Origin of the sequence: Leucobacter japonicus, from assembly GCF_001273855.1 — a bacterium.
Taxonomy (GTDB): Bacteria; Actinomycetota; Actinomycetes; order Actinomycetales; family Microbacteriaceae; genus Leucobacter; species Leucobacter japonicus.
Window position 1 is genome coordinate 42,942 of record NZ_JHBX01000109.1, and the last position, 14,504, is coordinate 57,445.

The 14,504-nt window shown below is 68.7% G+C and carries 13 protein-coding genes; 9 read left to right on the plus strand and 4 right to left on the minus strand.

The annotated features are described in order from the left end of the window. Positions 1-4 precede the first annotated feature (4 nt). The 5 genes from AMS67_RS11590 to AMS67_RS11610 are packed head-to-tail and all read left to right on the plus strand — an operon-like array spanning position 5 to position 5,070. Positions 5-955: an ABC transporter permease gene (locus AMS67_RS11590; protein ID WP_239684063.1), complete on the plus strand. Its 951-nt coding sequence runs from the start codon at positions 5-7 to the stop codon at positions 953-955. Continuing rightward, positions 952-1,836: an ABC transporter permease gene (locus tag AMS67_RS11595; RefSeq protein ID WP_082305490.1), complete on the plus strand. Its 885-nt coding sequence runs from the start codon at positions 952-954 to the stop codon at positions 1,834-1,836. The genes AMS67_RS11590 and AMS67_RS11595 overlap by 4 nt, the downstream gene beginning before the upstream one ends. Further along, a complete protein-coding gene (locus tag AMS67_RS11600; RefSeq protein ID WP_241488064.1) occupies positions 1,833-2,690 on the plus strand; it encodes an ABC transporter ATP-binding protein in 858 nt (285 codons plus the stop codon). Before AMS67_RS11595 ends, AMS67_RS11600 begins: the two co-directional genes overlap by 4 nt. Then, the gene (locus AMS67_RS11605; protein ID WP_053387536.1) at positions 2,687-3,508 is read left to right on the plus strand and encodes an ATP-binding cassette domain-containing protein; all 822 of its coding nucleotides are present in this window, start codon (positions 2,687-2,689) and stop codon (positions 3,506-3,508) included. Before AMS67_RS11600 ends, AMS67_RS11605 begins: the two co-directional genes overlap by 4 nt. Next, positions 3,505-5,070 (plus strand): chlorohydrolase family protein, encoded by a 1,566-nt coding sequence (locus tag AMS67_RS11610; protein ID WP_241488065.1) that lies wholly within the window; start codon positions 3,505-3,507, stop codon positions 5,068-5,070. Before AMS67_RS11605 ends, AMS67_RS11610 begins: the two co-directional genes overlap by 4 nt. A 37-nt stretch (positions 5,071-5,107) precedes the next feature. Here the strand turns inward: AMS67_RS11610 and AMS67_RS11615 are convergent, their stop codons facing one another. Further along, entirely contained in the window at positions 5,108-6,529 is a 1,422-nt protein-coding gene (locus tag AMS67_RS11615; RefSeq protein WP_082305491.1) for an APC family permease, read from the minus strand. A 246-nt stretch (positions 6,530-6,775) separates the two neighbouring features. On the opposite strand from AMS67_RS11615, the gene AMS67_RS11620 reads away from it, so the two are divergent. After that, positions 6,776-7,459, plus strand: coding sequence for a GntR family transcriptional regulator (locus tag AMS67_RS11620; RefSeq protein ID WP_053387537.1), 684 nt, complete (start codon positions 6,776-6,778; stop codon positions 7,457-7,459). Between the two features lie 30 nt (positions 7,460-7,489). Beyond that, a complete protein-coding gene (locus AMS67_RS11625) occupies positions 7,490-7,891 on the plus strand; it encodes an acyl-CoA thioesterase (RefSeq protein WP_053387538.1) in 402 nt (133 codons plus the stop codon). Positions 7,892-7,915: 24 nt separating this feature from the next. Here AMS67_RS11625 and AMS67_RS11630 read toward each other — a convergent pair whose 3' ends face one another. The 3 genes from AMS67_RS11630 to AMS67_RS11640 are packed head-to-tail and all read right to left on the minus strand — an operon-like array spanning position 7,916 to position 9,960. Then, on the minus strand, positions 7,916-8,359 hold the full coding sequence (locus tag AMS67_RS11630) for a GNAT family N-acetyltransferase (RefSeq protein ID WP_053387593.1): 444 nt from the start codon (positions 8,357-8,359) through the stop codon (positions 7,916-7,918). 5 nt (positions 8,360-8,364) lie between these two features. Continuing rightward, on the minus strand, positions 8,365-8,700 hold the full coding sequence (locus AMS67_RS11635; protein ID WP_053387539.1) for a cupin domain-containing protein: 336 nt from the start codon (positions 8,698-8,700) through the stop codon (positions 8,365-8,367). 57 nt (positions 8,701-8,757) lie between these two features. Then, the gene (locus tag AMS67_RS11640) at positions 8,758-9,960 is read right to left on the minus strand and encodes a PucR family transcriptional regulator (protein WP_082305492.1); all 1,203 of its coding nucleotides are present in this window, start codon (positions 9,958-9,960) and stop codon (positions 8,758-8,760) included. Between the two features lie 176 nt (positions 9,961-10,136). Here AMS67_RS11640 and AMS67_RS11645 point away from each other — a divergent pair, with 176 nt between their 5' ends. Continuing rightward, positions 10,137-12,179: a hydantoinase/oxoprolinase family protein gene (locus AMS67_RS11645; RefSeq protein WP_053387540.1), complete on the plus strand. Its 2,043-nt coding sequence runs from the start codon at positions 10,137-10,139 to the stop codon at positions 12,177-12,179. After that, positions 12,176-14,209 carry a hydantoinase B/oxoprolinase family protein gene (locus AMS67_RS11650; RefSeq protein ID WP_075201358.1) on the plus strand — a complete coding sequence of 678 codons (2,034 nt, stop codon included), beginning with the start codon at positions 12,176-12,178 and terminating at the stop codon, positions 14,207-14,209. The genes AMS67_RS11645 and AMS67_RS11650 overlap by 4 nt, the downstream gene beginning before the upstream one ends. Positions 14,210-14,504: the final 295 nt, after the last annotated feature.

Sequence of the window (14,504 nt, forward strand, 5' to 3'; positions counted from 1 at the left end):
CACCGTGTCGATTCCCTCATTCCTGCTGAGGCGCGCGGGCGGCCTGCTGCTCGTGCTGCTGGTGACCTCGTTCGTGGTCTTCGGCATGATGTACCTCGCCCCGGGGAGCCCGCTGAGCTTCGTGCTTGGCCCCCGGGGCGGCACGGCCGAGCAGATCGCCCGGGTCACCGCGCAGTACCACCTCGACGATCCGTTCTTCGTGCGCTACTTCGCCTGGATCGGTGATGTCGTGCAGGGCAACCTCGGCGACTCGGTGGTTTACCGCCAGCCCGTCGCCGACCTCATCGGCGGTCGCATCGGCACGACGGTGGCGCTCATCGCGCTCGCCACCGTCATCATCGCGGTCGTCGGCATCGGCCTCGGTCTCTTCGCCTCGCTCAAGGGTGGCTGGGCCGATCAGGTCGTCACCACGCTCGCGACGCTCGGCCTCGCGACGCCCGCGTTCGTCGTGGGTGTCGCACTGATCAGCGTGTTCGCGGTGGGGCTCGGTTGGTTCCCCACGAACGGCAGCGGCAGCGGCGGCGTCGACACGCTGTACCACCTGCTGCTGCCGGCGGTCGCGCTGGCGGTGGCGAGCGCGGCGTACCAGGCGCGCATTACCCGCGCTTCGGTGCTCGAGGAGCAGGGCCGCGAGCACGTGCAGACGGCAACGGCCCGCGGTCTGCGCTCCGGCATCATCATTCGGCGGCATATCCTGCGCAACGCCCTGATCCCGATCACCACCGTGCTCGGGCTGACGGTTGCCACGCTCATCGCCGGCGCGGTGGTCATCGAGAACGTGTTCGCGCTCGACGGCCTCGGGTCGCTGCTCGTGCGGGCGATCCTGCAGCGCGACTTCGCGGTCGTGCAGGCCGTGATTCTCGTGCTCGTCGTCGCCTTCGTCGTCATCAACGCGATCGTCGACTTCCTCTACACGATCATCGATCCGCGCATTCAGTTGGGGAGCAAGCAATGACCGCGCCGCGCACCACCCAGATAGCGCTCCGTCGAGCGCGCACCGACGACCCGGGCCGCTTCGCGCTCGCGGGTCGCAAGCTTGGGCCGAGCGGCATCACCGCCGCGATCGTGCTCGCCATCATCGTGCTCGCCGCGCTGCTGGCACCGTGGATCGCCCCCTACGATCCGGATGCTCCCGACCTGTTCGCCGCGCTCAGCGGCCCGAGCGCTCAGCACCTGCTCGGGGCTGATGCCCTCGGCCGCGACCTGCTCTCAAGGCTCATGTACGGCGCGCGCATCACGCTGCTCGGCCCGACCTTCGTGATTCTCATCGCGACCGTCGTCGGCACCGCGCTCGCGCTCGTCGCCGCCTGGAACCGGGGCCGCGTCGACACCGCGATCTCGTGGGTGCTCGACGTGCTCTTCTCGGTGCCGGGCATCGTGTTCGCCCTCATCGCCGTCGCGATCTTCGGGCCGAACCTGCCGACCGTCATCGTCGGCCTCTCGATCGGCTACATTCCCTACGTCGCGCGCGTCGTGCGCGGCGCCGCACTGCGTGAACGCGGCATGCCGTACGTGCAGGCCGTGTGGCTGCAGGGGCAGTCGGGCGTGGGCATCAGCCTGCGCCAGATCTTCCCGAACGTGCAGCCCATCGTGGTCGCCCAGGCAGTGTCGTCGCTCGGCTTCGCCGTGATCGACCTCGCCGCAGTGTCGTTCCTGGGGCTCGGCGTGCAGCCGCCCACGGCCGACCTCGGGCTCATGGTGAAGAGCGGGTTCGATTCGCTGCTGCGCGGCCAACCCCTTGAGGCCATTGCCGCGGGTCTCGCCATCGTCGTCATCGTGTGGGCGATCACCGTGCTCGGTGACCGGCTCGCCTCGAACGCAAGGAGCATCCGATGAGCGCACCGCTGCTCGAGGTCGAAGACCTCCACGCCAGCCTCGTCACGAAGTACCGCCGGCTCGACCTGCTGAACGGGGTCAGTTTCACGCTCGACCGCGGCGAGGCGCTCGGGCTCGTGGGCGAGTCGGGATCGGGTAAATCGCTCACCACCCGCGCGATCACCCGGATGCTCGCCGAGGGCTTCCGCACCACCGGTGCCGTGCGCTTCGACGGGGAGTCGGTGCTCGACATGAAGCGCGAGCGGTTGCGCCGATACCGTGCGAGCGATGTCGGCATGATCTTCCAGGATCCCCGCGCGCACGTGAACCCGGTGCACACGGTGGGCGACTTCCTCACCGAGGCGCTCGTGCGCGACCGCGGCGTGAAGCTCGACGAGGCGAAGTGCCGCGCCGTGCAGCTGCTCGACGAGGTCGGGGTGCGGCATGCCGAGCGCCGCCTCGCGCAGTACCCGCACGAGCTGTCGGGGGGCCTGCTGCAGCGCGTCATGATCGCGAGCGTGCTGCTCGCCGAACCGCAGCTGATCCTCGCCGACGAACCCACAACCGCCCTTGATGTGACGGCGCAGTCCGACGTCATGGCGATCCTCGACGAGCAGCGCAAAGCGCGTGGGCTCTCACTGCTGTTCATCACCCACGACCTCGAACTCGCCAACGCCTGCTGCGATCGACTCGCGGTGATGTACGCGGGCGAGATCGTCGAGCAGGGCGCGCACGTCTACACCGACCCGCAGCACCCGTACACGGTGGAGCTGCTGGGCGCCCGGCCCAGCATCGACGAGCGGCTCGACCGTCTGCCGGTGCTCGAATACAACGTGGAGATCCACGAGGCACTGAAAGCGAAGGCCGACGCATGAGCGCACCCATCATCACCGTCAGCGACCTGCGCAAGGTCTTCCCGGCCCCGCGCGGCACGAAGGGCGAAGACGTGGTCGCCGTCGACGGCGTCTCGTTCGATCTGCTCGCCGACGAGTGCCTCGCGATCGTGGGCGAGTCGGGGTCGGGCAAGACTACCGTCGCCCGCATGATCGTCGGGCTCGAAACTGTCACGTCGGGCACCGTCACGGTCGACGGGCAGGATCGCACCGCCGCTCCCCGCAGCCTCGCCGCCCGCCGGGAGCGCGCTCGCGAGGTGCAGTACGTGTTCCAAGATCCGTATTCGTCGCTCAACGGACGCCAACGCATCGGCGACGTCATCATGTCAAACCTGCGGCTGCACGGGCGCGGGCGGGGCGGCACCGTCAAGCAGCGCGCTCAGGCGATCCTCGACTCGGTGGGCCTGCCGCAGCGCTTCTTCGACCGCTACCCGCGCGAGCTTTCGGGCGGGCAACGGCAGCGCGTCGCCATTGCGCGCGCGCTCGCCGCAGACCCGAAGGTGATCGTGCTCGACGAGGCCGTTGCGGCGCTCGACGTCTCGATCCAGGCGCAGATTCTGAACCTGTTGGCTGACATCAAGGCCGAGCGTCAGGTGAGCTACCTGTTCATCTCGCACGACCTCGCCGTCGTCAATCAGATCTCCGATCGCATGGTCGTCATGGAGAACGGCGTCATCGTCGACCAGGGCGTGACCGCCGAGCTGCTGGCACACCCGACCCACCCCTACACCCGCGCGCTGCGCGCCGCGGTGCCCGGGCCGGGGTGGAAGCCGACGCGTCGCGAGCAGCTCGCCTCGTGAGTGCGGAGCGAGTGCCGAGCGGTGCCGTGCTCGGTGGCGCTGCGCGCAGCAGCGCCGAGCCGACCACGGCGGTGCGGGCCGTGCACGCCATCGTGCACGACGCGGACCGCCCGGGCGGGCCCGGGTTCGTGCTGGTGCGCGACGCGACCGTGCTCGTGCGGAGCGAACACGTTGCCGCCGTCGCGTCCGGCGGCGCCGGGGCCGAACTGGCCGCCGGCGCCGACGAGGTGATCGACCTCGGCGAGAGCCTGCTCATGCCGGGTCTCATCGACCTCGAGGGGCTCGTCGACATCGACCACCTGCTGCTCGATTCGTGGTGGAGCCCGGAGCACGAAGCCCGTTTCGAGTGGTCGGCGGCCTACGCCGAGGCCCCGCGCGAGGTGCTGTCGCCGGCTGACCGCAGTCTGCTGCGGCGGTACGGGCTGGTGCAGCTGATCCTGCACGGCATCACCACCGCGATGCCGATCTCGACCGAGATCCACGGCGCCTGGGCCGAAACCCACGACGATCTGCTCGACACCGCGCGCACCGCGAGTGCGCTCGGGCTGCGCACGTTTCTCGGGCCGTCGTATCGCTCGGGCGTGCATGTGACGCACGCCGACGGGTCGGCCGGCATCCACTGGGACGAGGCGCGCGGAGCGGCCGCGTTCGCCGACGCCGTGCGCTTTCTCGACACCGTCGACGAGCTGGGCGATCCTCTCGTCACCGGGGTGCTCGTGCCCTGCCGCATCGAGACGGTGAGCGACGCACTCCTCGCCGAGACCGGACGCATCGCCGCCGAACGGGGCGTGCTCGTGCGCGCCCACGCGACGCAGGGCCTCGACTCCGAGATCGGCATGCTCGCGCGCGACCGCGGCACGACGCCGCTCGATCTGCTCGACGCCTCGGGGCTGTTGAACGAGCGGCTGATTCTCGCGCACGGGGTCTACCTCGACGTGCACCCCGATGTGCACGGTGAGGATCGCGGCGACCTCGCCCGGCTTGCCGCCGCGGGCGTCTCGATCGCGCACTGCCCGCTGACGAACGCGCGCTATGCCTTCTGGCTTGAGCGGCTCTCACAGTACCTCGACGCCGGGGTGAACGTGGGCCTCGGCACCGACTCGTTTCCGCCCGACCTCGTGCGCGCCATCGACACCGGGGTGCAGCTCGCGAAGGCGCAGCACGACGACCTCGGCCGGGGGATGCTCGCCGAGTACGTCGAGGCGGCGACGCTCGGCGGATCCCGCGCGCTGCATCGCTCCGACCTCGGCCGCATCGCCCCCGGTGCCGCGGCCGACCTCGTCGCCTTCGCGCTCGACGACGTGCGCATGGGGGCGGTCGACGACCCGATCCGCACCCTCGTACTCGCCGGCACCGGGCGCGACGCGACCTTCAGCATGGTCGCGGGGCGCGTGGTGATGCGGGGCGGGCAGATTCCCGGGGTCGACCTGGCCGAGCTGCGACGCGAGGGGCAGCGGGTCTTCGAGCTGCTGCGCGCCGCCTACCCCGAGCGCGATGCGCTGGCCGGGGCGGCGGGGTCGAGCGAGGCTGAGCTGTTTCCGCCGGTGTTCCCGCTGGGGTGAGGCGTCCGCGCGCTGCGCATCGCGCGGACGCCCCGACTCAGTCGCGGTAGGGGAGCGTCGGCATCGTCTCGGTGTCGGCGCCCTCCAGCTGCAGAGCGAGCGGCCCGCCGTGGCGCTTGCGGCGCGCGATGTACACGATCACGCCGATCACCAGCCAGGCGCCGCCGAGTGCGTAGGTGAACGGTGCGAGTGACGTCCACAGCCAGGCGATCGAGACGAAACCGATCACCGGCATGATGAGGTGGCGCACGACACCCCAGCCGCTGCGCAGTCGCATGTCGAAGAACAGCACCTTGATGGTCGCGAGGTTGACCATCGCGAACGCCACCAGAGCGCCGAAGTTGATCATGTAGACGGCCTGGTCGAGCGTGATGAAGAGCGCCACGAGTGCGACGACCGAGACGAGCGTCGCGGCCACGTAGGGCGTGCGGAAGCGGCGGTGCAGCTTCGAGAGCGCGGGTGGCAGAATGCCGTCGCGCCCCATCGCGAAGAGCACTCGGTTTACGCTCATCTGCGCCGCCGCGCCGCACAGCACGATGCCGACGACGTTGACGATGACGAACACGACCATGAGCACATCTCCGCCGGCGCGCTGCATCAGTTCGGTGCCCGCCGCGTCGAGGTTTTCGAGCTGCGTCCAGTCGGGGGCGATGAGGCTGCCGGCGATCGAGAACGCGAGGTAGCCGAGCCCGGCGAACAGGGTTGCGAGCACGATGCCCTTCGGCACGGTGCGGCGAGGATTGGTGGTCTCCTCGGCGAGCGTCGAGACGCCGTCGAACCCGAGGAACGCGAAGGCGACGATTGCGGCAGCGGCGAGGATCGGCGCGATGCCGCCGGAGCCGATCGAGAGCGGCGTGGTGACCGATTCGAGAGTGAGATCGGGGGCGTTGAGCACGGCGAGCACGAGGAACGCGAGAATCACCAGAACCGACGCCGAGATGACGACCGTGTTCATGCGTTTGATCCAGTTCACGCCCACGATGCTGAGCACCGCCACGATGGCGATGCAGATCAGGGTGCCGACCCACGACGGGATCGCGGTGAACAGACTGTTGAAGTAGAGGCCGAACAGCAGGAAGTTGACCATCGGCAGGAAGAGGTAGTCGAGCAGCATCACCCAGCCGGTGAGAAAGCCCGTGACCGAGCCGAAGCCGCGCGTGACATAGGCGTACGCGCCGCCCGTGATCGGCACGTGCGCGGCCATGCGCCCGTAACTGTGGGCGGTGAAGAGCATGATGATGATCGCCGCGACGTAGGCCGCAGGGAGGTGGCCGTCGCTGAGCGCCGTTGCCGGGCCGTAGACCGACACCACCGAGAGCACGCCCATCGAGGTCAGGCCGTAGGCGATCAGTGCGGGAAGGCCGAGCTGGCGCTTCAGTGTGCGCGGGCGGTCGGATCCCGAGCCCGACGGGGCGTCGGGCGTCGAGGGGGCAGACGTGTTCGTTGCGGGTGCGGTCATGCGCAGACTCCTTTGCTCTGGTGAATGACCCAGGTCGGGCGCGAGCCCGATCAGCATGGATTGTATGCCAGAATTGCCGCAACTTCGAATCAATGGGCGAAATTGTGGCGAATTGCGCGTGAGTGAACTAGATTTGGAATACCAAATCGGGCGCAGCGCGGCGTCGCCTACACTGGCCGACGTGCCGCACGATGCGGCGGGAACCCCCGCGTCGCCGCTCCGTGAGCGCAGAACGGATTGATCGAAATGACCACGAACCTCCCCGTTGCGACGGAGCCGAGCGCGACCCACGGCGATCGCGTCTACGCCTGGGTGCGTGATCGCATCATCGACGGTCGCATGCCCACGGGGAGCCGGGTGCGCGAGCGGGAGGTCGCCGAAGAGCTGGGTGTTTCGCGCATCCCGATTCGCGAGGCGCTGCCCAGGCTCGAAGCCGAGGGGTACATCCGCACGCTGCCGCGGCGCGGCGCCATCGTGGCTCCGATGGAACTCGCCGATATCGAGGAGCTGTTCGATGTGCGGGCCTCGCTCGAAGTGCTCGCCGCGCGCTTGGCCGCGATGCGATGCGCCGCGGGGGAGTCGGGTGGCTCGCTGATTGCGGCGCTCGATGCCGCCGAGCGCGCGGTCGACGCCTCCCGAGGTGGGGCGATCGCCGATGCGACCTCTGATTTTCACGACGTCGTCGTCGAGCTGGCGGGCAATCGCCTGCTGCAAGATCTCATGCTGCCGGTGCGGGGTCGGGTGAAGCGGCTCTTTCACATTGCGAGCGAGCGGAATGATCGCGATGTGCATCGCGAGCACCGCGATCTCTGCGATGCCATCGTGCATGGGCAGGTCGAGCGCGCGGCGGCGTTAGCGCTCGCGCACGTGGAGCACAGTCGGGCCGAGACGGTGCCGGTGATCCGCAGCGAGGTCGCCGCAGCTCGGTAAGTGCATCACGCCCGACAGTAGGCTGACCGCATGAGCAGCGACTACCGCCACATCGTCCGCAAGTGGGTCAAGCCCGAAGACCTCAACCAGCACGGCGCCCTGTTCGGTGGCCGGCTGCTGCAGTGGGTTGATGAGGAGGCGGCGATCGTGGCCGTCACGCAGCTCGGCACCATCGATGTCGTGACGAGGCACATGTCGGCGATCGACTTCTCGGCGCGCGCCGATCGCGGCGATCTGCTCGAGCTCGAGTACCGCATCGAAGCGTTCGGGCGCACCTCGATCACGCTGAGCTGCCGCGTCGAGAACGCGGTGACGGGCGCCGAGATTCTGACGCTTGAGCGTATCGTCTTCGTGGCGGTCGACGCCGACGGGGCCCCAGTGGTGCACGGCCGCACTGCGCCCACACCCGGAACCGAGCGCCTGCGCGACTGACGCGCGGCGAGGCGGTGCGTCGCCCTACTCGGCCGGCTTCAGGTCGTAGGTCACCCAGGTGGTCTGATCGGTGACGCGGTCGTAGAGACGACGCGCGGTCCCGTTGCTCTCCGCCGTGATCCAGCGCACCAGCGTGGCGCCCTCGTCGCGCGCGATCTCGGCGAGCCGGTGCAGGATCGCCGTGCCTGCACCCGTTCCGCGCGCTTCGGCGGCGGTGAACAGATCGTCGAGGTAGAGCCCCGTGCCGCCGTCGATCGGCCGCGCGAAGGTGCGGTAGTGGCCGATGCCGATCGGGGTGCCGTCGAGTTCGGCGACGAGGCCGCGGGTCTCGTGCGCCGCGTCGTGTAGCCACTGCCACACACGATCGTAGATGGCGTCGTCGTGCGGCTTGCCGTAGAAATCGCGGTAGCCGCGGTAGAGGGTCTGCCAGGCGTCGCGGTCGCCAGGGGCGATATCGCGCACGATCATGGCGCTCACGCGAGGCGCTCCGTTTCGACGAAGACGATGTCGGCGTCGGATCCGCGGTTCTCGACGCGGTGCACCGCGCCGGCTGGCCGGGTGTAGCTCACGCCGAACTCGAGGTCGGCCTGGATCTCGCTGCCATCGGCGTTGACAACGTGCATGGTGCCGGTGACGAGCGGCACCACGACGTATGGGAAGTCGTGCCGGTGCTCGGGAATCGCGCCGCCGGGGGCGATCGTCCAGCGGGTGACGCGGAACAGCTCGGTCTCAAGCTGCACGTCGCCCCGCGAACCGGAGGCGTCGGCCACGTCGGTCTCGGAGTCTGCGGGCTGCGGCGATTCGGTCATCGGTTCCCCTTCGTTGTGGCGCGCCGGGGTGGGTCGGCGCTGAGTCCCGTCGCCAGCCTACGCCCCGCGCGCGACCTCGGTCCGCTTGCCGATGAGCTCGGGGTGCAGTGCAAGAATCACGTTTGAGAGTGCGAACGCCGAGGTGATCGGCGCACCGAGGGCGCTTTCGACGCGGGCCAGGCGGTATCGCACGGTGTTGGGATGCACGAAGAGTGTTTCGGCCGTCCGGGCGATGTTCTGGTCGGCGGCGAGGTAGGTGGTCAGGGTGTCGAGCAGCTGCGGGGCTGCGATCGGAGCGAGGGTGCGCTCGATGCGGTCGGCGAGCTGGCGGGAATCGACGTGAGACAGCAGCCAGGTGGCGAGGTCGATGCGGTCGATGAGCACCGGGCCGGGCCGTGCAGGATCATCTGCGGCTGCCGCCCACTGCCTGGCGATACTGAGCCCAGTTTCGGCCTCCCGTACCGACTCGGAGATGCGCGACAGCGCGGAGAACGGGGCCGAGGCGCCCACGATGAAGTGCCGCGACGTCTCGGTGATCCACTGCTCGCTCGCCGGCGAATCGGGCACGATGGCGGCGATGGTGGCGGGGGAGTCCATGTCTTGGCGGCGCAGCATCACCAGGAGCGGCAGATCCTCCGATCGCGCCCGTGCAAGGAGGTGGGTGACATGCGCCTCAGTGGCGGAGTCGCTCTCGAGTGGGGCGATTTCAAGGGCCCGAATCGAGGCGTACGCGGGGAACCGGAACTGAGCGAGGCGGCTCCAGAACCGATGTTCGCGCGCCGGCAGCACGCCGTCATGCAGTGCGGCGATGAGCTGCTCATTGTCGCGGCGGTCGCGTTGGGTCGCCCCGTATTGGATGCCGTGCACCGCGCCCAAGAGGCGTTCGGAGGTGTCGAGCAGCAGGGCGCCGATGCGGTCGAGCGTCTCGGACCCGCGGCTCGCGATGGCGATGACGTGCACACCGTCGCGCAGCGCGACGCGGCGGGTGCGCACGGCCCAGCGGCCGATCTCGATGCTGAGTTCGCGGCGATGCGTGGCAGAGACCTCGTTCCAGATGAGTTGCGCTGGCGCTTCGCCGGTGCTCGCGACGAGGGTGCCCTCGAAGTCGTAGATGATGGCGGTGCCCCGGCAGAGGGTGCTGAGTCGCGCGGTGAGCGCGTGCACAGGGTCGGTCGAGGCGACGGCCGAGAGCAGGGCGTTGGTGATGTCGAGCGTGGTGCGGAGGCGCTCGGTCTCCGATGCCGGTTCGGGTGCGTCCATGGGCAGGATCCTCCGAAACTTGTGTGAACGGGAGGTTTCAGCGGCGGCAATCGCCAGATTATTGGAGATTTTACAATCCAATCCCGAGAATGCTGCGATTTCTCCAGTGACCGCTGCGGCTTCCTTCGCGATGGTTGATGCATCCGGAACTCAACGACGAACTCCAGGAGGAGCCCATGAGCAATGTCCGTGTCGCGGTCGATGTCGGAGGCACATTCACCGATGTGTGCATCTTCGACGACGACACCCAGCAGATGCGCGTCACGAAGGTGCCGTCCACACCGAGCGACCCGATGGTCGCCGTGATGCACGGCGTCGAGCGCGGGGAGATCGATCTCTCGGAGGTCGTGCAGTTCTCGCACGGCACCACGGTTGCCACCAACGCGCTCATTACGCGCAATTTCCCTGCCGCCGCGCTGGTCACCACGCGCGGGTTCCGCGACGTGCTCGAGATCCGCGACGGCACGAAGGACGACCTCTGGGACGCATACAACGACGTCTCGGAACCCTACATTCGGAGGCGCGATCGCTTCGAGGTGACCGAGCGCATCGACTACAACGGGCATACGATCACCCCGCTCGACGAGGCGGAGGCGCGCGAGTTGGCCGAGCTGCTGCGTCGCCGCGGCGTGAAGACCGTGGCCGTCTGCTTCCTCAACTCGTACGCGAACCCCGCTCACGAGACCCGCATGCGCGAGATCATCGAGGAGGCGATTCCCGAGGCGACCGTGTCGACCTCAGCCGAGGTGCTCCCAGAGATCTTCGAATACCCCAGGTTCAACACGGCGGTGGCGAACGCAGTGCTCGCACCGCTGGTCTCGGGGTACGTCAACCGTCTTGCTGGCCGGCTCAAGGACGACGGGTACCGCGGCGATCTGCTCCTCCTGCATTCGGGCGGCGGATCCATGACTCCCCGCCTGGTGGAGAAGTTCCCCGTGCGCCTCGCCGCCTCCGGCATCGCCGCGGGCGCGATTTCGGCGAAGCACATCGCGCAGCAGTGCGGGTACGACAACGCGGTGAGTCTCGACATGGGCGGCACCTCGACCGACATCGCACTCGTCGCAGACGGCGAACTGCGTGTGTCCCAGGAATGGCAGGTCGAGTATGGCCACCCGATCATCTTCCCGTCGATCGAGGTGCTGACCATCGGTGCGGGCGGCGGATCCCTCGCGCACATCGACATCGCGGGGTCCCTGCGCAATGGCCCGCAGTCGGCGGGCGCCGATCCCGGCCCCGCCTGCTACGGCACCGGTGGTGAGGAACCCACGAACACCGACGCCAACGTCGTGCTCGGCCGCCTCGGCACCTCGCTCGCCGGGGGCGTGAAGCAGCTCGACCGGGCGCTGTCCGAATCCGCCATCCGACGCGTCATCGCCGAACCGCTCGGCATGGAGCTCGCCGAGGCCGCCCACGCGATCGTCGCCGTCGCGAATGCCAACATGGCCGATGCCGTGCGGCTCGTCTCGATTCGCCGCGGCTACGACCCCCGCGACTTCGCGCTTCTCGCATTCGGCGGCGCGGGGGCGCTGCACGGTGCCGATGTCGCACGCGAGCTCGGGATCCCGACCGTCGTCGTGCCGCCCAGCCCGGGGGTCACGTCGGCCATGGGATGCCTGCTCGTGGATATCCAGCACGACTTCGCTCACATGTACACCGGGCTCGCCTCGGGTGCTGATGAAGAAGGGATCGAGCAGGCGTTCGTCGGTCTCGAGACCGAGGCCACCGCGCGCCTCCGTCACGAGGGCGTCCCCGACGAGGACGGCATGCTGCAGCGCAAGATCTCGATGCGCTACCAGGGGCAGTGGCGCTCCCTGCAGGTGCCGATGGGGTCGGGGCCGGGCGCGCTCGCCCAGGCGGTGCGCACCTTCCACGAGCAGTACGAACGGGAGTTCGCTTTCCGGCAAGACGACGCGCCCGTCGAGGTGTATCAGCTGCACCTCACCGCGGTCGGCAAGATCCCGAAGCCGTCGTTCCGGCCGGCCGAGGTCGTCGAACAGGCGCCGGGGGCGCCCGCCGAGCGGCGCTCCGTCTACTTCGGCGCCGACGGATGGGTCGACACCCCTGTGTACGACCGCGACGCGCTCGCCGCCGGCACCGCGTTCCCAGGCCCCGCCATTATCAACCAGCTCGACTCGACGACGGTCGTGCCACCGCACACTAACGCCGAGATCGACGAGTGGCTCAACATCCGTATCCACCTCGAGGAGGTCTCCCGATGACTGCACCCAGCACGTCTACCGTCAGCCGCGACACGAGCACCGCACCGGCATCGGCGCCGGCGCACGCCGCCCCCGGGCGCGACACCGCGCTCGACCCGGTCACCTTCGAGGTGCTCAAGAACGCCTTCGCCACGAGCGTCGACCTCATGAGCGAGCAGATTCTGCGCACCTGCTACTCGTTCGTGATCTACTCCCGCGACTTCTCATCCGCCCTCTGCGACGCCCGCGGCAACACCGTGATGCAGGGCTCCGGCGACATCGCGGTGCACGTCGGCACGCTGCACTTCCAGTGCAAGGCCGTCATCGAGGAATTCGGCGACGACATCCACCCGGGCGACGTGTTCGCCGTAAACGACCCGTATCGCGGGGGCACGCACCTCAACGACGTGTCGTTTATCCGCCCGATCTTCTCCGGCGGCCGAATTATTGCCTACGCGCAGAACAAGGGGCACTGGGCCGATATCGGCGGGCCGGTGCCCGGCTCGTTCAACGTCTCGGCCACCGAGCACTTCGGTGAGGGGCTGCGCATCACGCCGGTGCGCCTGTGGTCGAAGGGCGTTTACCTGCACGACGTCGCGAACCTCCTCGTCGGCAACACACGAGCGCCCGGGCAAGCGATGGGAGACCTGCACGCGCAGTCCGAGGCCACCGCGGTCTGCGAGCGCGAGATTCTGCGCCTCGTCGAGCGCTACGGCACCGTGACTGTCGAGACCGCGATGCAAGAGACCCAGGATTACGTCGAGCGCACGGTTCTGCGGCGCCTCGAAGATCTGCCGCGCGGCACCTGGAGCACGGTCGACTACCTCGACCTCGACCCGGGCGCCGACGAGGGGCTCGTGCCGGTCGAGATCACGATGACGCTCGATGGCAAAGGCATCCACTACAGCCTGAGGGGCGGCGCCGCGATCAAGGCTTTCCTCAACTCGGGGTACGGCACGACGTTCTCGGCGATCTACGCCGGCACGAAGACCTTCTTCCCCGACGTGCCGCTGAACTCGGGCTTTTACGCGGCCGTGACCGCCGAAATCGGCCCGGAGGGCACCGTGATCAACGCCGGCTGGCCGCTCGCGGTGACCGGTACCGTGTCTGGCCCGTACGAAAAGATCATGAACGGCATCTTCGAGATCTGGTCGCAGATCATGCCTGAGCGCGCGATGGCCTGCGCGTTCAACCTCGAGTACCTGCTCGTCGGCGGGCGCGATTCGCGGCACGATGAGAACCCGTACTTCATGTGGTACGACTGGATGGCCGGAGGCTGGGGCGGCCGCTCGTCGAAGGACGGCTCGTCGGCGACGGCACCCGTGTTCGGCGTCGGGCTCGCGGTGCAGGCGTGCGAGGGGCAGGAGCGATTGACGCCGGTGCTCACGACGATGCACCGGATCGGCACCGACTCCGGAGGACCCGGCCGATTTCGGGGCGGGTGCGGCGTTGAAAAGGGTGGCACGCTCACCGACGCGGGCAATTCGGTCATGAGCTACTGCTGCGACCGCGCGCGATCCATCACCTGGGGCATCGAGGGCGGGCTGCCGTCAATTCCCCACGGCGTTTGGCTCAACCGCGATACCGAGCACGAGCGGTTCCTCGGGTCGATCTTCTCGTCGGTGCCGGTGGAGCCGGGTGACACGTTCTATCGGCCCTCGGCAGGGGGTGGCGGGTTCGGAGATCCTCTCGACCGCAGCCCAGAGGAGGTGCTGGAAGACGTGATCGACGACTACGTCTCGATCGAGCGGGCCCGGGCCGACTACGGGGTGGTCATCCGCCCGATCGACCCCGAACTCGACCGGTACGAGATCGACCGCGACGCCACCGCGACCGAGCGAGCGCACATCCGTGAGCACCGCGCCGGCTGGCTCGCGGCCGATCCCGAATCGATCGCTGCCGGCTACCGCGACGGATCCATCGATCTGCTCGACGTGATCCGCCGTCACGGTGTCATTCTCGACTGGGGCACGGGGGAGCTATTCGCCGAGACCACGCGCCAGCACCGGGAGCAGATGCAGCGTCGCTCGGCAGCGCACTGGGTCGCCTGACCAAGAGGAGTACGTGTGGGCGGGGCGGCACGCCTCGCCCACGCGGCACCGTGCGCAGTGGTGCGCGAACGCGCTGAGCAGCGCTGCTCAGCCGCGTTCGAGCCATTGTGCAGATGACCGAGAAGTCTTGCGAATGTTCCGTCTGTTGCACAGTACTGATTCGTCATCCCTTCCATAACAATAAATGCGATACCGGGCGGAGGGGCCGCCCGGAACATCGCACTCCGCACTCGCAACGGCGCCCGCCGGAAGCGATCACCCGAACCCCACCGCCGCTCCCGCTTCGCGCACCGCC